Source organism: Streptomyces sp. NPDC097640 (assembly GCF_040302705.1).
In the GTDB taxonomy this organism is placed as follows: domain Bacteria; phylum Actinomycetota; class Actinomycetes; order Streptomycetales; family Streptomycetaceae; genus Streptomyces.
The window spans coordinates 42,405-63,580 of record NZ_JBEOSB010000001.1; the positions used below are offsets into that span (position 1 = coordinate 42,405).

Consider the following 21,176-nt stretch of genomic DNA (forward strand, 5'->3'; position numbering starts at 1 on the left):
CTTGTCGGCCATTCCGGATGTGGACGAGGTCTGGGGGTACGCGTGGCGGGCCTTCACCCACGTCGCCGCCAGGCCGCTCACCGTCACGCAGCCGCAACTGCTCAAGAACTGGCTGGCGGTGGCGTCGCGGCACGGGTTCGACAGTGACCGGCGGGCTCTGCGGCCTGGTACGCGGGGCTTCCTTGAAGAGCGTCATGACGGGCTCAGCGCGGTCGCCCACGACATGCTGAAGGTCGAAATGGAACGCCATTTCCGGCTCTTCAGCCCGGGCGGAGTCGTTTCGGACGGGTTCTTCGACTTCGTGGTCCGCGATAGCGGGGAGACCGGCGATGTGCCGTCCCCGCGCGAGCAGCTGACCGCCGCGCTGACGGGGCGTACGTCCCAGGGGAGGCGGATCGGCTCGCTCGAGTCGGTCGGCATGGACGAGTTCCCGGCCCTGGACACCAGCGGCGGCCGGCTGCTGGTCGCGCTGATGGTGAACGAGTTGCGGGGGTACGGGTTCGACGACAGGACCATGACCGAGGAGCAGATCGAGGAGGCAGACGCCGAGGTGGCGGAACTCGGCAGGGCGATGTACGAGCGGGCGGTGGCGGCCTCGGTTCCGCTGTCTCCCGACGTGCTGAGCCGGTCGGTGGAGCGGATTCTGGACGATCCGGTGGTCCAGGGGTTCGCCCCGTTCGTGTCCCTGCTCTTCGGCGGCGTCCCGCAGGTGGAGGGCCCGAATCAGCGCGTGCTGACCATGGTGAACGGGATGGCCGTGGTCGGCGCCCTGGGCCGTTATGCCCTGGGACACGTCCGGTTGTCCCCGGACAGTCCGGCGTATCGGCTGGCGGCCGAGGCGGTGGAGAAGGTGGCCGCTCTCCTGACGACCGGGACCGTGCCTGTCGGGGAGCGTGCGCGCGTCGAGGAGGCGATCAGGAGCGCGGAGGGGGCGTTGACGGCCATCCGCGAGTTGCCGGCACCGGCCGTGATCGAGTGGCCGGCCGAGATCGAGGCGCTGGACGGGACCCGGGTTCCGGTGGATCAGGTGTCGCAGGTGCAGCACCTGAATGCGTCGGGTGTGCAGGTGGGGGTGTCGCTGCGGGAGGGTGGAGCAGCCGCATCGTGGCCGCGTCGGCAGGGTTCCTACGGTCTGCTGCCGGAGGTGGAGCACTATACGGAGGTGCGGTGGGCGCCGCCGGAGGGCAGATGGGACCGGGCATCGGCGGTGGAGGCGGAGGGCCCGCGGAAGGAGGCGCCGTTCCGCAAGGTGTTCCTGGTCGGTGTGGACGGGGACGGGAACGCGGCACAGTTGCCGATCCAGGGTGGGTCGATTGTGCCGTTCGGCTACGAAAGGGTGGTGGACTATCTCTTCGCGCGTGTCCCGGCGTTGACGGCGGCGTCGAGGAATACGGCTGTGTGGTGGGCGGGTGCGGATGTGGCGGGTCCGTATGCGCGTGGTCGTGATCCGCTTCAGTGGCCGGTGGCGGGTCAGGTGCTGTCCAATCGCTTTGACCGGTGGTTGTGGACCTCTGCTCTGGGTGGGGAGCCCGGGTTCGCCACGCGTAGGGAGACGGACGGGGCCGGTGGGCAGAAGCAGGTCACGTGGCTCCGGCTGGAGGAGGGTGACTCGCCGGCGGGGTTCCGTCCGGAGCCGTCGGCGGTTCAGCTGGCCGTGTGGGCCGAGCGGGTGACCGGTGATCGGGGGCGGGCTGGAGATGTGGCGCGGTGGTGGCGGGCGGTCCGGCTGGTGTACGGGCCGGTGCTGGAGGACGACGAGGCGGCGTTCGAGGCTCTGCTGCGTGGTTTCCACGCGTTGGATCAGTGGCGGGCGCGCAGGGGGGACGCTTCCCCGCTGACCTGGAGTGGTCTGCTGGATGTGGTCAACCCGTACATGGAGGCGGTCAACGCGCACGTCTCCGAGTCCGGGCAGGCCCCGCTGGTGTGGTGGCAGGCGCTGCCGTTCGCTCTGGTGTCGGCCGCGGGCGAGATCGGGGTGGAGCTGGAGCTGTCCCGCTTCGATCTGACGCCGCGGTATGTCGCTGAGCGGGCGTGGGAGCAGGCGCCGGAGCCCTCCCGGCCCGTCGAACCCCTCGACATGGACGTCGACGATGCCGCCGACATGGCCTTCGTCCCCGCGTGGGACGCGCACGCGGGGGCGTGGACCGCGTTCGCCGAGGCCGCCGCCGGGGCCGCGGCGGCGGAGCGGACCGGGCAGTCGGGCGATGGCGGCGTGGGGATGGAGGATGCCTGGACCGGGGTCGAGCGGGCGCGCGAGCGGCTGGAGAACGCCGAGGCGCGGCTGCGGGCCCTGGGCGTCCCGCTGGACGTCCTGGCCGGGGCGCGGGCTGCCGGTGCCGTCGAGGCCGCCGAGGCCCCGGTCGTACCGAGGGACGATGCCCAGCGCCGCTGGCTCGCGGGGGAGTTGACCGAGGCGGACGTGGCGCCCGTTCAGGCGCTGCTCGTCGCGAGCGCCCCCACCGGCCTGGACAAGGCCGACGTACGCGCCGCGGGCGTCACGCTGGCCCACCACCAGCAGGCCGAGATCGGGATGGTGCTCGGTGGCGGTAACCAGGTGTCGGCGGACGCGCTGCCGCCGGTGGAGCTGGCCCGGGTGCTGATGGTGCGGCCCGGCCCCTGGACGGACGTGCTGGACAACGTGGCGGCGAACGCGTCGCGGCGGCTGTGGGCGTCGGCGTACGCGGACTTCGCGGGTGCGGCACCCGACGGTGCCATGGAGACGGACGTCGCCCGGGCCTGGGCTGCCGCCGTCTCCTTGGTGCTGCCGGTGGAGCCGCACGCGGTGCTCGCCGACTCCCGGTACGCCGGGGACGGCTTCCGCGGCGCGGTGCGCCAGGTCGCCGGGCACCTGCTGATCTGGGGACCGGACACGGAGGCCGCGCTGCGGTCCGCGGCGGAGCTGGCCGACATCCTGCGGCTCGACCTGGGCCTGCGGCAGCGCTGGGACGTGCCCGCCTCGGCGGCCCCGGAGGCGGCCGAGGGCTCCGGCGAGGCCGCGGCCACGGGCGCGCCCGGGGTGTCCGGTGCGGACGGTGCAGGGTCGCGGGCGTCGGCGCGGGCGCTGTCGGTGCCATCCGCGTCCGCGTCGGGGGACTCCGCGTCGCAGGTGTTCGCCGCGCCGGTCGCCTCGCGGGCGCCGGCCTCGACTGCCCCGCTCGCCCCGCAGACGCCCGCCCCGCCTGCGGCAGCGCCGGCTCCCGGGCTGCCGTCGCTGAGCGTGGTGGAGTTCACGCCGGACGGGACGGGCCCTTCCGGGAACGGGCGGCAGTCCATGTGGGAACTGGCGCTCAAGGTGGCGGCCGCCGGTCTGCGGAACCGGGATGTGGGCGTCGCGCCGCCGGCGCTCGACATCACCGGGTACGGCGCCGACGTCGCCGACGGCGGCGAGGGACGTGCGCGGGCCGTGTACGCGCCGTTCACCGGCCGGCTCAACCAGGCGCTGGACCTCCTTCAGGGGGCCCCGGTCGCGGGGAAGGCGCGACTCACCGCGCAGGACTTCGCGGTGTCCCTGCGGTGGGCTCCCGAGGGACCCTCCGACGAGGTGGTCGCGCTCGCCGGTGTGGAGCGTGCGGAGCTGGCACGGCAGGCGACGGTCGGGATCACCCTCTCCCGGGACGCGGTGGCCATGGAGCGGCTGGCGGCTCTGCACGACCGGGACCGCAGGCTGCGGGAGAGCCCGTTCGATGTGGATGCGGCGGCTCGTCGTGTGCTGCACCTGCCGGCGAATGCGCCGGTGGACCAGGCGGTGCGTGCGGAGCTGTTCGGGCTGGTGTGGGCCGCCGAGGCGGCCGGGCGAGCGGACAGCATGGTGGCGCTGGGCGCGTTCCACCTCGACCTGTTGGGAGCGGTCGGGCCGGGCCACAGCAGCTACTTCACGATGGAGTGGAGCCAGATCCCGGGTGTCAGCTGGCTGGGTCCTGACGTCATGGGGGCGGTGGGCGCCCTCGAGCTGAACATGGACCGGAGCGATGTCCTTGTCCCGCAGCCGGATGGTTCCCTGGCGGCCGGCGGTCCCCGGCGGAAGACGCCGTGGCCGAAGGGGACGGTGCCGTACGTCGTCGGGGGCGACCGGCGTGGCGACATGGTGGTGGTGCGGCTGCCGGACGATTCGACGCGGGACGCGGGTGTCGAGGAGTTCATCGAGCTGGTGACGGTCGCGGTGGCGCGGGCGGGTCTGCCGCCGGGCACCGCGATCGTGCTGGTCGTTCCCTTCGTGGGGCAGTACGGCGTGGTCCTCCAGCAGTTCGCGGACCGTACCGGTCTGGAGGTGTGGGCGCACAGCGGTGAGGTGACGGTCAGCGCGTGGTCCGATGGGACGGGCAGCATCGACACGGTTGCCGGACGGCCCGGAGTTCCCACGGGCGACTGGGCCTCGTTCCGGCCGGGCCAGGGGCCCGTTCTCGACGAGAGCGTGCCCGACTGGTACCGCGATGTGGTCATGTGGCCGGTGGTCAGCGAAGCGACCGGAGAGGAGACCGGCTACGCCTCGTTCAAACCCGAGGAATACGCGAGGGCTTTCGAGAAGACGGAGCGCGTCAGCGACCAGATGACGACGTTCATCCACTACGGCTTCCCCACCGGCACCGAGGGGCCGGAGTTCGAGCTGCCGCGTCCGGGTCCCGAAGCCAGTCCGTTCCCCGAGGCCGACGGGTTCCGCCTCAGCGCGCATGCCGTCCCGGGCTACATGATGCTGGCGATGCGGAGCGGGAACGGCGTGGTCAACCGCTTCGTCGACGAGGGTCAGGTGGTGCCGTGGGTGAAGTGGCTGGTGTCCCGGCGGCCCAAGGTCCGCTGGATCGACCTCTCCGACTGCTGGCTCGGCTCCCCCAAGGACAGCGACAGCCGGGGTCCCACCATGAGGAGCGTCTTCGACCCCGAGGTGTTCGTGGCCGATCCGCTGCGGGAGATCTCTGTGGCGCATCGCATCGCGAACTCGACGCGACGCTGGACGCGTGCCTCCAACGCCCAGCTGTCGGATGGGAAGCGGCCCGGGACCAACAGGCCCAGGTGGGCGCTGTACTCCGATTCTCAGGGGCGGCCCCGGGAGTTTGTCCTGGAGCGGCCGGATCCGGAGGGCGCGGAGCTGGACCGGCTTGCGGTGGTGGCCGGGCTGTACACGGGGAATGGCGAGGTGCCGGCGGAGGAGCGGGAGCGGACGCTGCTGGCGGTGCGGGCGCTGAAGTTGATGTTCGGGGTCTGGGCGGAGGACCGTGCGGACTTCGGGGAGCTGCTGCGTGGGGTGGCGGCGGTGGACGAGATGTGGCTGGCCGATCCGGAGTTCCGGCAGGTGGGCCCGCTGACGCTGGATCTGCTGCGGCGGGTGATCGCGGCGCATGCGGGGGCCGGGGTCGAGGTGGATCAGGAGGTCGCCCGCCGGGCGTTGGTCGCGGCGGCGGCAGCGTGGGGAGCACGGCCCCGTGGCCCGTGGGGCGAACGCATGGACACGCCGTGGGACTTCGTGGACCTGCCGGTGGTGCGGCTGGGCGTGCAGTGGGTGCTGGGGGATGAGGCGAGGTCCGAGGCCGCCACCGCCCTGAACCTGTCCGGTTCCGGTCCGTTGGGTGAGGCGGAGCGGTTGCGGATGCTGTGGGCGTGGGTCAAGGCCGTGGACCTGCTGACCGCACCCGGTGTGGACGTGGACACGCTCGCCCGGCGGGTGCTCCACCTGGACCCGGACTTCGACGTCGACCCGACGGAACGTGCGGAACTGCGGGAGACGCTCACCCGGGCGTTCGCCGTGGGGCGGGACGCGTCCGACACGGACGTTGCGGCCGCGTACGACCGGGAGGTGTTCGGGGCGTTCGACGACACCGGCAGCGCCACGGTCCTGGACGGGGTCCAGGGGCACGGCCGTGACTTCACGGGGGAGTCGTGGCCGGGGGTGAACCTGGCGCAGATCCATACGCCGGGCGGGCTGGTGGACGCGCCGTGGCGGAACCGGAACCGGAACGGGAACCGGCGGGCGGCCGCGTTCCTCCCCTACCTGCTGCGGGCCGATCTGGACCAACGGGATCCGGACACCATGCGGCTGACCATTCACGACCAGGTGTTCGAGCTGCCGGTGGGTGAGTTCTCGGAGCTGACAGCGGTAGACCCCGTACTGACAAAGCGGATGAACGGCGCCGAGGTCATCTTCTCGCACGCCGACTGGGCTCCCGACGTCGGCGCGGTGGCGAAGCGGCTGGCGCAGCGGCTGGGCCGCCCTGTGTGGTGGACCGAGGACCCGACGGACCTGTCCGACACGGACGACCAGGGCGCGCCGGTGCTCACCGCGTTCGCCAGTGCGGACTCCGGCCCCGTCTGGCACCTGGCGGTGCCGGAGGCCCCGGCGGCACCCGTCCCGCCCGCCCCGCACCCGGTCCCGCGGCCGTACCCGCTCCCCGGGTCCACCGGGCCTGCCGCTCCCACGACGACCTCGGCTACCCCGGCTCTGCCCTCGGCGGTTTCGGCCTCGGCCGTGCGGGCTCCGTACGGGGCGGACGAGGACGGGACGGTGGCGCTCCACGGCGGCCGGGCCGCCGCCCCGGAGGCGGCCGAGGGTTCCGGCGGGGTCGCGGCCCGGGGTGCGGTCGGGGTTTCCGGTGTGGACGGTGCCGGATCGTGGGCATTGGCGCCGAAGCGGGTGATGTCCATGCGGGGGGGCTGCATTTCGCGGTTCACCGCGCCGGTTGACCCGCAGACGGCCGCGCGACCCGTTCCGCTCGCCGTGCGGACCGCCGTGTCTCCGGCGGAGCGGCTGTTGGAGGCTCTGCACGGGCGGGACCGGCGGTTCCGGCGCGGCCGGTTCGACGTGGACGTGGTGGCCCGTCATGTGCTTCACCTGCCGAAGGACGCGCCGGTGGATCAGGCGGTGCGTGCGGAGTTGTTCGGGTTGGTGAGGGACGCCAAGGCGAAGGGGCGTGCGGGGAGTCTGGCGGCGCTGGGCGCGTTCCAGCTGGAGAGGCTGGGGGCGAGCGGGTCGGCCCAGAGTGGCCACTTCACGCGGGGGGGACACCGGGTTCCGGGTCTGAACTGGCTGGGGGCGGACGCCCTGAAGCTGAACACGGACTGGAGCGGTGTCCTTACGCCGCAGGCGGGCGGTTCCCTGGCGTTCGGTGGCCCCGGGGGGATGACGCCGTGGCCGAAGAGGGAGTGGCCGTACGTCGTCGGGGCCGACTCGCGCGTGAACAAGAAGAAGGTGGTGGTGCGGCTTCCGGACGGTTCGACGCGGGACGTGGACGTCGAGGAGTTCGTGGAGCTGGTGGCGGCGGATGTGGCGCGTGCGGGTCTGCCGCCGGGCACCCCGATCGTGGTGGCCGTTCCCTTCCTGGGCCGGTATGGCCCGTGGTTGCAGGAGCTGGCGGATCGTACGGGTCTGGTGGTGTGGCCGCACAGCGGTGAGGTGAAGGTCAGCACGCTGGCCGGCGGGAAGGGCAGTATCGACACGGTTGTCGGGCGGCCGGGAGTTCCCAAGGGTGCCTGGATTCCGCTCCGGCCGGGCCAGGGGCCGGTTCTCGACGACAGCGTGCCCGACTGGTACCCCGACGTGGTGATGTTCCCGATCGTCAGCGAGGCGACCGGGGAGCGGATGGGCGACGCCTCGTTCGAACCCGCCGAGTACGCGCAGCGCTTCGAGGAGGGCGACCGCCGTCTCGACCAGATGACGACGTACGTCGACTACACATTCCCCTTGAAGACCATTTCGCCGGAGGTGGAGTTGCCGCGTCCGGGTCCCGAGGGCAGTCCGTTCCCCGAGGCCGACGCGTACCGCATCAGCCTGCATGGCGTACCGGGCTACATGGTGCTGGTGGTGCGGAGCGGGGACCGCGTGTACAACCGCCTCATCGATGAGAGTGAGGCGGTGGCCTGGGTGAAGTGGCTGGTGTCCCGGCTGCCCGCGAACCGCTGGATCGACATCCCCTGCTGCTGGATCGCGTCCCCCAAGGACAGCGACACGCCGGGTCCTCTCCAGGGATCCCTCTTCGACCGCGAGGTGTTCGTGGCCGATCCGCTGCGGGAGATCTCTCTGGGACAGCACATCGTGAACGGGGCGCGGCGCTGGGCGCGGGTCTCCTACGGCCCGCAGTCGGAGATAAAGCTGCCGGCGAACGGCAAGTACGTGCGGGCCCTGTTCACCGATCCCCAGGGGCGGGCCCGGGATTGGGAGCTGGCGCGGCCGGAGCCGGAGGGTGCGGAGCTGGACCGGCTTGCGGTGGTGGCCAGGCTGCACTCGGGGAGTGGCCCGGTGCCGGCGGAGGTGCTGGAGCGGACGCTGATAGCGGCGCGGGCGCTGAAGTCGATGTTCGGGGTCCATGTGGAGGACCGTGCCGACTTCGGGGAGCTGCTGCGGGGGGTGGCGGCGGTGGACGAGATGTGGCTGGCCGATCCGGAGTTCCGGCGGGTGGGTCCGCTGACGGTGGATCTGTTGCCGCAGGTGGTCGAGGTGCGTCCGGAGGCGGCGTCCGGGGTGGATCAGGAGGTCGTCCGCCGGGTGCTGGCCGAGGCGGCGGCGTGGTGGGAGGCACGGCCTCGTGGTCCGCAGGGCGGGCGCGTGGACATGCGGTGGGACTTCGTGGATCTGCCGGTGGTGCGTATGGGCGCGCAGTGGGTGCGGGGGGGTGAGGCGAGGTTCGAGGCCGCCGCCGCCCTGAGCCTGTCCAGTTCCGGTCCGTTGGGTGAGGCGGAGCGGTTGCGGATGCTGTGGGCGTGGGTCAGGACCATGGACCTGCTGAGCACACCCGGTGTGGACGTGGACGTGCTCGCCGTGCGGGTGCTCCACCTGGACCCGAGCCTCGCCGTTGGCCGGTCGGAGCGTGAGGACCTGCGGACCCTGCTCACCCGGGCGTTCGCCGTGGGGCGGGACGCGTTCGACACGGACGTGGCGGCCGCGTACCACCTGGAGGTGAAATGGGCGTTGGCCGTCACCGACAGGGACACTCTCCTGGACGGGATCCGGGGGAGCGGTCGTGACTTCACGGGGGAGTCGTGGCCGCGGGTGAACCTCGCGCAGATCCGTACGTCCGGCGGGCTGGTGGACGCGCCGTGGCGGAACCGGAACCGGAAGCGGCAGGCGGCCGTGCCGTTCCCCTACCTGGTGCGGATCGAACTGGACCCGCAGGACCCGCACACCATCCAGCTGGACTTCGACGGCGATGTGTTCCGGATACCGGTCAGTGAGTTCCTGGAGCTGATGGCGAACGACCCCATCCTGACAGCCAAGGGAGAGCGCACCGAAGTCGTCTTTTCGCACGCCCGCCCGGCTCCCGGCATCGGCGAGGTGGCGAGGCGGCTGGCGCAGTGGCTGGGCCGTCCTGTGCGGTGGACCGACGACCCGACGGACCTGTCCGGCAAGGACGACCAGGGCGCGCCGGTGCTCACCGCGTCCGCCGGTGCGGCCTCCGGCCCCGTCTGGCAGGAGGCGGTGCCGAAGCTCCCGGCGCCGCCCGTCCCGCCCGCCCCGCGCCCGGTCCCGGAGCCGCTGCCCAAGTCCGCCGTGGCTGCTGCTCCCGCGACGACCTCGACTGCGACGACATCGGCTCCGCCCTCGGCGGCTTTGGCCGTGGGGGCTCGCTACGGGGCGGGCGCGGAGGGGACGGTGGCGCCCCACGGCGGCCAGGCCGCCGCCCCGGACTCCGCGTCCCGGGTGCTGAGCCGTGAGGCGCTGACGGCCCTTGTGGATGGTGTGGCGGTGGGGCTGCCGTCGGGTGGTGTGTCGGAGCGGCGGTGTCTGGAGTTGTTGGGTGCGTTGCGGGATGAGTTGCATCCGGGTGTGTTGCTTCCTTCGGGTGTGCGGGTCGGGGGCGTGGTGGATGACTCGGTGCTGGACCGGCCGGGTGCGGCGTCTGGTCTGGTGGTGGGTCCTGGGTGGGGCCGGGTGGGTTCATGGAACGCGGTGGAGGAGGCGCTGGAGAAAGCGCGGCTCGCGGGGCCGGGTTCGGTGGCGTTGGTGTTGGCGCGGCGGCCGGGGTCGGTGTCGTTGGTGCGGGGGCGGCGGCCGGAGGATGGGCTGGGGCATGCGTTCGCGGCGTATCACACGGCGGATGGCGGTGTGGTGTGGGTTGACGCGTCGAAGCTCAAGGGGCGCCGGGTGTCGACGGATCCGCCGGATGTGGGGCTGTTGTTTGACGCGCAAGCGGTGGTGGTGGGTCCGTCCGGGCGGGTGGTGGCGGACGCGCTGGAGCCGTTCGTGGAGTCGTCGTCGGTGGCGCACGCGTTGCTGGACGGGGCGGTTCGCGATGAGTACGGGGCCCTCGGCACCGAGACCGAGTACCGCTATCCGCTCACCGTCCCCCTCCTCCCCGACCTCCTGCGGAGGCTTGGCGTCCTCATCCCGGAGGACCCCGGAGAGGCGCCCGATATGCGGGGGGAGGTCATCGCCGAAGGTCCCGGCATCAAGATCGCCCTCGATACGACGCCCTTCTGGCGCGACCCCGCCACCCAGCGGCTCTATGACATCGGTGCGCCTCAAGTGCCCCCGGGGAGTGAACTCGTCACCAGGTATATCCCGGAGGTCGTCGTTGATCCGGCGGTCTCGATTCCGGGTGAGCGACGGCAGACCCTGGCGGAGGCGGAGGCCAAGCGGAAGCTGATCCGTGACCGGCTGGCGCGCACGGCCGAGCGGGGCGGTCCGATACCGCTACGGGAGCTTCTGGAAGACCTTCCGGGGTGGGAGATCGCCGAACTCGGCCAGGGAGTCATCGTTGATCCTCCCGGTCTGGGGTATGACGGCCGCTCCTACCACCAGCCCACTCTGGGCACCCCGGCGTTCGGGTTCAGGGCGGCCCAGGACCACGCTCTTGGGCGGCTGTTGGCGCCGTATCAGCTGGATCTGTTCGTGGCGGGGCGGCAGGCCGGGCAGCGGTCCGCCCGGCGACTCGTGACCCGGATCATGGGTGGCGACAAGGTACCGGCGAGGTTCCTGCCGTTCCTGTCGGTCATCCCGGATGTGGACGAGGTCTGGGGATACGCCTGGCAGATGTTCAACCAGGCCGCTGCCCAGCCGGCGAGCAAGCCCCCGCAGCTGTTCAAGAACCTGCTGCCGCTGCCGCTGCGGCACGCGCTCGACAGCGCCCGCCGGGCACTGCGGCCGGACACGCGAGGTTTTCTCGACGAGGATCACGACGCGCTCAGCAAGCTGGTTCACGACGAGCTGACGGCGCTGATGAGGCGTTATTTCCGGCGGTACAAGCCGGGCGAAGCCGTCCCGGACGGGTTCTTCGACAGGGCGGTCGGCGACGCGCCCTCCCCACGTGAGCAGGTGACGGCCGCGCTGACGGGGCGTACGTCCCAGGGGAGGCAGACCACCCCGTTCGAGACGCTCGGCATGGCGGAGTTCCCACTGGACACCGACAGCGCCCGGCTGTCGGTCGCGCTGCTGCTGGGCGAGTTCCGGGCGCTGGCGGTGGACGGCGAACCCTTGATGACCGAGGAGCAGATCGAGCAGACCGACGCCGAACTGGCGGCCCTCGGTGAGCGGTTGTACCGGCGGGCGGTGGCGGCCTCGGTCCCGCTGCCCCCCGAGGAGCTGCGCCGGTCGGTGCAACGGATTCTGGACAACCGGGTGGTGCGGGACTTCTCCCGGTTCCTGCGGCTGGCCGTCGAGGGCGTGCCGCACGTGGACGGCGCGCCGCGGCGGCTGCTGACCGTGAGGGGCGGGCAGGAATCGGCCGAGGCGCTGGGTCTTTATGCCCTGGGCACCCCGTTGCCCACAGCCGATCCGTTGTATCGGCTGCTGGCCGAGGTGGTGGGGGAGGCGTCCGCTTTCCTGGCGAACTGGACCGTGCCCGCCAGCGAGCGCGAGGACGTCAGCAAGGCTGTCAGGGGTGCGGAGAAGGCGCTGAAGGTTCTCCGCGAGGCGCCGACGCCGCCCGCGATCGGGTGGCTGGCGGAGGCGGAGATCGTGGCGCTGGACGGGTCCAGGGTTCCCGCGGCCCGGGTGTGGCACGTGAAGCACTCGAACCGTTCGGGCGCGCCGGTGGGGGTGTCGCTGCGCGGGGGCGGGGTGTGGCTGGGGCGGCAGGAGTCCTACGGCCTGCTGCCGGAGGTGGGCCACGTCACGGAGGTCCGGTGGGAGCAGCCGGACGGCAGCGCGGAGACGCCGGTGGTGGTGTCGGAGGGCCCATGGGAGAAGGCGCCGTTCGGCAGGCTGTTCCTGGTCGGTTTGGACGGGGACGGGACCGCGGCGTGGTTGCCGGTGCGGTCCGAGGACGGTTCGGGTGTTTCGGGTGTGGCGTTCGCCTACAAGGGGGTGATCGATTATCTCTTCGCGCGTGCCCCGGAGTTGACGGAGACGTCGTGGGACACGGATGTGCTGGTGGCGGGTGCGGATGTGGCGGGCCCGTATGCGGCTGGTCGTGATCCGCTGGAGTGGCCGCTGGCCGGTCAGGCGCTGGCCAATGGCACCGGTTTTGACCGGGGGGTGTGGGCTTCCGCCCTGGGTCTGGAGTTCGGGTTCGCCTCGGGTGTCGAGGAGGTGGTGGGCGAGGACGGTGTCACCCGGCAGGTGCCGGTGGTGCGGCTTCAATTGGCGGAGGGCGACCGGCTGGTGGGGTTCCGTCGGGAGCCGTCGTCGGTGCAGTTGGCGGTGTGGGCCGAGCGGGTGACCGGTGATCGGAGGCGGGCTGGGGATGTGCAGCGGTGGTGGCGGGCGGTCCGGCTGGTGTACGGGCCGTTGCTGGAGAACGACGGGGCGGCGTTTGACGCTGTGCTGCGTGGTTTCCGCGCGCTGGATGAGTGGCGGGCGCGTCGGCGTGACGCTTCCCCGCTGACCTGGCGCCGTCTGCGGGCCCTGACCGACGAGCACTTCGTCTCCTCCGGGCAGTCGGCCCCGCCACTGGCACAGGCGTTGCCGCAGTTCCTGGAGTGGGCCGCGGACGAGGTCGGGATGGACCTGGACCTCCTTGGCCTCGATCTGACGCCGCGGTATGAACCCCGGCGGGCGTGGGAGGAGGCCCCGGAGTCCTCGGTGGCGGGCCGGGCGGGTACCGCCGGTGGGCCGGGAGGCCCCGGGCGCCGTGGCCTTCCACGGTGGTCGGATGTGCGGCGGCTGGGTTCGCGTCTGGGGGGCTTGCGGGGCGGTTCGCCGGATGCGGGTGTGGATCCGCTGGCGGCGCACTGGCCGATCGGGCGTGTGGTGACGGTGGCGGGGCCGCGGTTTGCCGCGCTGGTGGAGGTGCCTGCCGCCGAGGCGTCCGCTGAGGCGTCTGCTGGGGTGTCCGCGGGCAAGGGGAAGGGCCGGGAGGAGTGGTTTGGTTTCGAGCGTCGGGCGGATTCTCGTTCTGAGCCGTTGGGTTACGAGGTCAGTGACGCGGGCCGGGTCCGGCTTCCCGGTGGTCCTGATGGTGTGGGGCGGGTGCTGGAGCCGGAGGGCTGGCGGCGGTTCGGTGCCGATTTCCTGCATGAGCCCAGTGGTGCGCTGCTGTACGGGGACAGCGGGTGGATCGGGCGTGCGGCCAACGCGGCCGAGGTGCTGGAGGCTTTCCCGACGGTGCCGTACACGCTGTCCGCGGATTCCTCGGGTCTGCTGCTGGTGCCCGACGAGCGGGAAACCGGTGCCACAGCGGTCCGTATCCCGCTGACGGACGCACCGCCCACACCAGCCCTCCCGCCGCGGTCCGAGCCCGGGGCTGCCAGGGGAGTCGCACAGCTCCCCGCCGCCCGGCCACTCACCGGGGAGGCGACCGACTTCGCCGACCGAGTGCTGGCCGCGCCGGTCGCCCCGCAGACGTCCGAGCCGCCCGCCCCGCTCGCTCCGCAGCCGGCCGCGCTACCCGCGCCTCCCGCCGCGCTCGCTCCGCAGGCGCCCGCCCCGGTTGCTCCGCTCGCTCCGCAGCCGGCCGTGTTGCCTCCCGAGTTTCGGCCGTTGAGCGTGGTGGAGTTCGCGCCGGACTGGACCGGCCCGTCCGGGGACGGACAGCGGGCCATCAGGGCGCTCGCGCTGAAGCTGGCGTCCGCCGGTCTGCGGAACCGGGAGGCGGGCGCGGCGCTGCCGCGGATTGTCATCACCGGGTACGGTGCCGACGTCGCCGGCGGTGGCGAGTGGCGGGCGCGGGCTGCGTACGCGGTGTTCATGGGCCATCTGAAGCAGGTGCTGGACATCCTTCAGGTGGTGTCCGAGGGGGAGGAGCGGCTGGCCGCGGAGGACTTCCCGTTCTTCGTACAGTGGGCTCCCGGGGAACCCTCGGACGAGGTGGTCGCGCTTGCCGGTGTGCCGCGTGAGGTGCTGGGGCGGCAGGCGACGGTCGGGTTCGCCCTCCCCCCGGACGCGGCGGCGGCGGAGCGGCTGGAGGCTCTGCACCGGCGGGACCGGGCGCTGCGGGGCGATCCGTTCGATGTGGACGTGGTGGCCCGTCGTGTGCTGCACCTGCCGGAGGGTGCGCCGGTGGACCAGGCGGTGCGTGCGGGGCTGCTCGGGCTGGTGGTGGATGCCGGGGCGGCCGGGCGGGCGGGGAGCCTGGCGGCGCTGCGCGCGTTCCACCTCGAGAGGCTGGGGGCGACCGGGCCGGCCCAGAGCGGCTACTTCACGGTGGATGGACACCGGGTGCCGGGTCTCAACTGGCTGGGACCGGACGTTATGGGGCCGATGGACGGCCTGGAGCTGGACACGGACTGGAGCGATGTCCTTACGCCGCAGGCGGACGGTTCCCTGGCCCTCGGCGGCCCCGGGCGGCAGACGCCGTGGCCGAAGGGGACGCGGCTGTACGTCGTCGGGGCCGACTGGCGGGACGGCAAGGTGGTGGCGCGGCTGCCGGACGGTTGGGCGGTGGACGTGGACGTCGAGGAGTTCATCGAGCTGGTGGCGGCGGACGTGGCGCGGGCGGGTCTGCCGCCGGGCACCCCGATCGTGCTGGCCGTTCCTTTCCTGGGCCGCCACAGCGCGCTGTTGCAGAAGCTCGCGGACCGTACCGGTTTGGTGGTGCGGGCGCACAGCGGTGAGGTGAAGGTCAGTCCGCGGACCTACGGGACGGGCGGCATCGACACGGTCACCGGACGGCCGGGAGTCCCCAAGGGCGACTGGGTTCCGCTCCGGCCGGGTCAGGGGCCCGTTCTCGATGACAGCGTGCCCGACTGGTACCACGACGTGGTGATGTGGCCGGTCGTCAGCGAGGCGATCGGAGAACAGATCGGTTACACCTCGTTCGGGGCCGGCGAGTACGCGAAGGACTTCGAGGAGCCGAGCCGACACGCGGACCGGATAACGACGTTCACCCACTACCACAGCGCCTTGAACGCCCATGGCCTGGAGCGGGAGCTGCCGCGTCCGGGTCCCGAGGGCAGTCCGTTCCCCGAGAGCGGTGCGTACCGCATCACCATGCATGGCTTGCCGGGCTACGTGGTTCTGACGCTGTGGGACGGGAACGGCGTGGTCGAACGCTTCCTCGGCGAGGATGAGGCGGTGGCATGGGTCAAGTGGCTGGTGTCCCGGCTGCCCAAGGACCGCTGGCTCGACCTCCCCTGCTGCTGGATCGCGTCGCCCAAGGACAGCAACAGCACGGGTCCCGTCCACAGGAGCGTCTTCGCCCCCGAGGTGTTCGTGGCCGATCCGCTGCGGCAGATCTCTCTGGCGCAGCGCATCGTGAACGCGACGCGACTCTGGGGGCGAGTTTCCTACGGCCCGCAGGGGCTGGGAGTGATGGACGGCAGGTACGTGCGGTCCCTGCTCGTCGATCCCCAGGGGCGGCTGCGGGAGTTCGACCTGGACCGGCCGGAGCCGGAGGGTGCGGAGCTGGACCGGCTTGCGGTGGTGGCCGGGCTGCACTCGGGGGATGGCCCGGTGCCGGCGGAGGTGCTGGAGCGGACGCTGATAGCGGTGCGGGCGCTGAAGTCGATGTTCGGGGTCCATGTGGAGGACCGTGCCGATTTCGGGGAGCTGCTGCGGGGGGTGGCGGCGGTGGATTCGATGTGGCTGGCCGACCCGGACTTCCGGCGGGCGGGTCCGCTGATGCTGGATCTGCTGCGGCAGGTGATCGCGGCGCGTCCGGAGGCCGCGTCCGGGGTGGACCAGGACGTCGCCCGCCGGGTGTTCGCCGCGGCGGCGACGGCGTGGGAGACACGGCCCCGTGGCCCGCGGGGGGAGCGCGCGGAGCTGCCGTTGCGGCACTTCGTGGACCTGCCGGTGGTGCGGGAGGCCGCCCAGTGGCTGGACGGCGATGAGGCGGAGGCCGAGGCCGTCACCGTCCTGAAGCTGCCCGGCACCCGTCCGATGGCTGAGGCGGAGCGGTCGCGGATGCTCTGGGCGCGGGTCAAGACCATGGAACTGCTGAGCACAACCGAGATGGAGATGGACGACCTCGCCCGGCAGGTGCTCCACATGGACCCGGACTTCGACGTGGACGAGTCGGACCTCAACGAGCTGCGGGCCGTGCTCACCCACGCGTTCGCCGCGGGGCGGGACGCGTTCGACACGGACGTGGCGGCCGCGTTCAACCTGGAGGTGTACGGGGCGTTCGATGACACCGCCACCGGCCTGGACACGGTCCTGGACGGGGCCAAGGGGAGCGGTCGTGACGTCACGGGGGAGCCGCGCCCGCAGAAGAGGGTGAACCTGGCGCAGGTCCGTACGCCCGATCTGGTGGACGCGCCATGGCGTAACCAGGATCCGAACCAGCAGGCGGCCGCGAGCGTTCCCCACCTGGTGCGGGCCGAACTGGATCCGCAGGACCCGGACACCATCCTGATGACCATCGGAGGCAGTGGCTTCCGGGGGCCGATCGGTGAGTTCCTGGAGGTGGTGGCGAGCGACCCCACTCTGACAGCCAAGGAAAGGGGCACCGAGGTCGTCTTTTCGCACGCCGGGCTGGGTACCGACGCCGGCGAGGTGGCGTGGGCGCTGGCGCAGCGGCTGGGCGCTCCCGTGTGGTGGATCGACGCCCCGACGGACCTGTCCGGCAAGGACGACCAGGGCAATCCGGTGCTCACCGTGTCCGCCGGAGCGGCCTCCGGCGCCGTCTGGCAGAAGGCGGCGGTGGAGCTCCCGCCACCGAATGTCCAGCACGCCCCGCGGCCGGTCCCACGGCCGCTCCCGCTCCCGCTCCCCACGACGACTACGACTCTGCCCCCTGTGGCTCGGTACGGGGCGGAGGCGGCGGGGATGGCGGCGCTTCACGGCGGCCAGGCCGCTGCCCCGGACTCCGCTCCCCGGGTGCTGACCCGTGGGGAGCTGACGGCCCTTGTGGATGGTGTGGCGGTGGGGCTGCCGTCGGGTGGTGTGTCGGAGCGGCGGTGTCTGGAGTTGTTGGGTGCGTTGCGGGATGAGTTGCATCCGGGTGTGTTGCTTCCTTCGGGTGTGCGGGCCGGGGGTGTGGTGGATGACTCGGTGCTGGATCGGCCGGGTGCGGCGTCCCGTTTGGTGGTGGGTCCTGGGTGGGGTCGGGTGGGGTCGTGGGGTGCGGTGGAGGAGGCGCTGGAGAAGGCGCGGCTCGCGGGGCCGGGTTCGGTGGCGTTGGTGTTGGCGCGGCGGCCGGAGGACGGGCTGGGGCATGCGTTTGCGGCGTATCACACGGCGGATGGTGTGGTGTGGGTGGACGCGTCGATGCGCAAGGGGCACCGGGTGTCGATGGATCCCCCGGATGTGGCGCTGTTGTTTGACGCGCGGGCGGTGGTGGTCGGTCCGTCCGGGCGGGTGGTGGCGGACGCGCTGGAGCCGTTCGTGGAGTCGTCGTCGGTGGCGCATGCGGTGCTGGACGGGGCGGTGCGTGATGAGTACGGGGCCCTCGGCCCGGAGATCGAGTACCGCTATCCGCTCGACATCTCCGTCACCCCCGACCTTCTGCGGAGGCTCGGCATCCCGGAGCGCCTGGGGGAGCGGCCCGATCTGCGGAAGGAGGTGCTGGCGCATGGCCCCGGAATCAGGGTCACCGTCGATGCGACGGAGTTCTGGCTCGACCGCGCCACGGACCGGCTCTTCGATCCGACGGCGCAACAGCCCCCGGGGGTGAGGTTCGAGGGGGTCGTGCATTTCATCCCGGAGGTCGACACCGATCCGGCGGCCGTGATTCCGGGGGAGCGGCGGCAGTCCTGGGCGGCGGCGGAGGCCAAGCGGAAGCTGGTCCGTGACCGCCTGGCGCGGACGGGCACGGCCGAGCAGGGCGGGCGTCCGATGCCGCTGGTGGAGCTTCTGGGGGATCTTCCGGGGTGGGAGATCACCGAGCTCGGCCAGGCGACCACCGTCCATCCCCTCGCTCTGGACTACGACGGCCGCCCCTACGCGCAGTTCTCCCTGGGTCCCCCCGCGGTGGGCCGCATGATGCTCTGGGATCACGCCATCGGCCGGCTGTGGCGCAAGGACACGCTTCCCCTGTTCGTCGCGGGGAGGCGTTTCGGGGGGCAGGCCGCCCAGGAACTGGTGGGCCGGCTCGGCTACCGCGACCCGGCGGTCGCGGACCTTCTGCCGTTCCTGGCGGCCATTCCGGATGTGAACGAGGTCTGGGGATACGCGTGGATGGCGTTCAACCAGGTCGCCACCGGACCGGTCAACGACGCGTTCACGGATACCTCGGACCTGCTCAAGAACCGGTTGGCGGTGGTGTCCCGGTCCGCGCTCGACAGCGTCAGGCGGGCTCTGCGGCCTGACTCGCGGGACTTCCTCGACAAGCGTCATGACCAGCTCAGCGCGATCGCCCACGCCGCGCTGACGAAGGAGATAGAGCGCACCTTCGCGCGCCACCGGCCGGGCGAGGCCGTCCCGTACGGGTTCTTCGACGCCGACGAAGTGCCGCCCCCTCGCGAGCATCTGACCGCCGCTCTGACGGGACTGACGTCCCAGGGGAGGCGGATCGGCCAGTACGAGTCGGTCGGCATGGAGGAACTCCCGGGCCTGGACACCGGCAACGGCACGCTGGCGGTCCCGCTGGCGGTGGACGAGCTGCGGGGGTACGGGTTCGATGGCAGGACGATGACCGAGGAGGAGATCGAGCGGGCCGGCGCCGAACTGGCGGAACTCGGTCGGCAGATGTACCAGGAGGCGGTGGCGGCCCGGGTCCCGCTGTCGCCCGAGGTGCTGATCCGGTCGCTGGAACGGATCGTGAACCATCCGGTGGTCCGGGGATCCCTCCCGCTCATGTGGCTGGCCGCCAATGGGGTGCCGCGGGCGGACGGCCCGCCCCAGCCGCTGCTGACGGCGGCGGAGGGGATGACCGTGGCCAAGGCGTTGGCCCGCTACGCCCTGGGGCACATCCGGCTGCCCGCGGACAGCCAGGCGTATCGGCTGATGGCCACGGCGGTGGGGCGGGCGTCCGCTCTCCTGGGCAGCGGGACCGTTCCCGCCGGGCTGCGTGCGCGTGTCGAGGGGGCCGTCAGGAGCGCGGAGCGGGTGCTGACGGCTGTCCGCGAGGGGCCGCCGCCGCCCGCGATCGAGTGGAAGGCGGAGATCGAGGCGCTGGACGGGACCCGGGTTCCGGTGGACCGGGTGTCGCACGTGCAGCATCTGAATGCGTCGGGTGTGCAGGTGGGGGTGTCGCTGCGGGGTGGCGTAGTAGCCGGACCGTGGCTGTATCGACAGGGGTCCTACGGTCTGCTGCCTGAGGTGGAGTACGTCACGCGGGTGCGGCGGGGGCCGGCGCCCGAGGGCGCGGCCGGGACTCCGGCGGCGGTGGCGGAGGGCCCGCGGGAGGATGCGCCGTTCGACAAGGTGTTCCTGGTCGGTATGGACGGGGACGGGACCGCGGCGGAATTGCGGGTCCGGGACGGTTCGGGCGTGGCAGTCGGCTACCCGCGGGTGGTGGATTATCTCTTCGCGCGCGCACCGGAGTTGACGGCGGCGCCGTGGGATACGGCTGTGCTGGTGGCGGGCGCGGATGTGGCGGGTCCGCATGCGCGTGGCCGTGATCCGCTGGAGTGGCCGCTGGCGGGTCAGGTGCTGGCCAACGGTACGGGCTTCGACCGGTGGGTGTGGACCTCCGCCCAGGGCCTGGAGTTCGGGTTCGCCTCGGATGTCGAGGAGGTGGCGGACGAGGACGGCGTGGTCCGGCAGAAGCGGGTGGTGCGGCTTCAGCTGGCGGAGGGTGACTGGCTGGCGGGGTTCCGCCGGGAGCCGTCGTCGGTCCAACTGGCCGCGTGGGCCGAGCGGGTGACCGGTGACCGGGACCGGGCTGGGGATGTGGCGCGGTGGTGGCGGGCGGTCCGGCTGGTGTACGGGCCGCTGCTGGAGGACGACGAGCCGATGTCCGAGGAGGACGACGAGTCGATGTCCGAGGAGGACGACGAGTCGGCGTTCGAGGCCCTGCTGCGTGGTTTCCAGGCGCTGGACCAGTGGCGCGCGGACCAGGGCGATGACTCCCCGCTGACCTGGAGCCGTCTGCTGGCCCTGACCGACGAGCACTTCGTCTCCCTCGGGCAGTCGGCCCCGCCACTGGCACAGGCACTGCCGGTGCTCCTGGAGTGGGCCGCGGACGAGACCGAGACGGACCTGGGGCTGACCGGTCTCGACCTGACGCCGCGGTACGCCGCCGAGCGGGCGTGGGAGCAGGCTCCGGAGTCCCCGGCGGCGGACCGGGCGGGTGCCGCCCCGGAGGCGGCCGGGGTTTCCGGCGCGGACGGCGCCGGGTCGCGGGCGCCGTCGGGGCCGTCGGCATCCGTCCGGGGGGAATCCGGCTCGCGGGTGTTCATCGGGCCGGTCGCCCCGCCGACGGCCGCGCCCCCCGCCCCGCGGACGGCCGCGCCTTCTTCCGAGTTGCCGACGCTGAGCGTGGTGGAGTTCGGGCCGGGTGAGACGGGCCCGTCCCCGGACGGGCAGATGGCCATCAGGACGCTGGCGGTCAAGGTGGCGACCGCCGGTCTGCGGAACCGGCCGGCGGGCGCCGCGCTGCCGCGGACCGACATCATCGGGTACGGCGCCGGCGTCGCTGATGGTGGCGAGTGGCGCGCGGGGGCTCTGCGCGCGGCGTTCACCGGGCATCTGAACCAGGTGCTGGACATCCTTCAGCGGAGCCTGCCCGAGGGGGCGGGGCGGTTGGCCGCGGAGGACTTCCCGCTCTCCGTGCGGTGGGCTCCCGAGGGGCCCTCGGAGGAGGCGGTCGCGCTCGCCGGTGTGCCGCGTGCGGTGCTGGAGCGGCAGGCGACGGTCGGGTTCACCCTTTCTCCGGACGCGGCGGCGGCGGAGCGACTGGAGGCTCTGCAGAGGAAGGACCGGGGACTGCGGAGCCGCCCGTTCGACGCGGACGCGGTGGCCCGTCAGGTGCTGCACCTGCCGGGGGGTGCAC

Annotated in this window: 1 protein-coding gene (only partly in view); it reads left to right on the top strand. The window is 72.5% G+C overall.

All 21,176 nt of this window come from inside a single coding sequence — locus ABTY62_RS00070, lonely Cys domain-containing protein, on the top strand. Of the gene's 55,092 coding nucleotides, 23,615 precede the window and 10,301 follow it; the stretch shown corresponds to coding positions 23,616-44,791 — codons 7,872 (partial) to 14,931 (partial); the first complete codon in view begins at window position 2. The start codon and the stop codon both lie outside this window.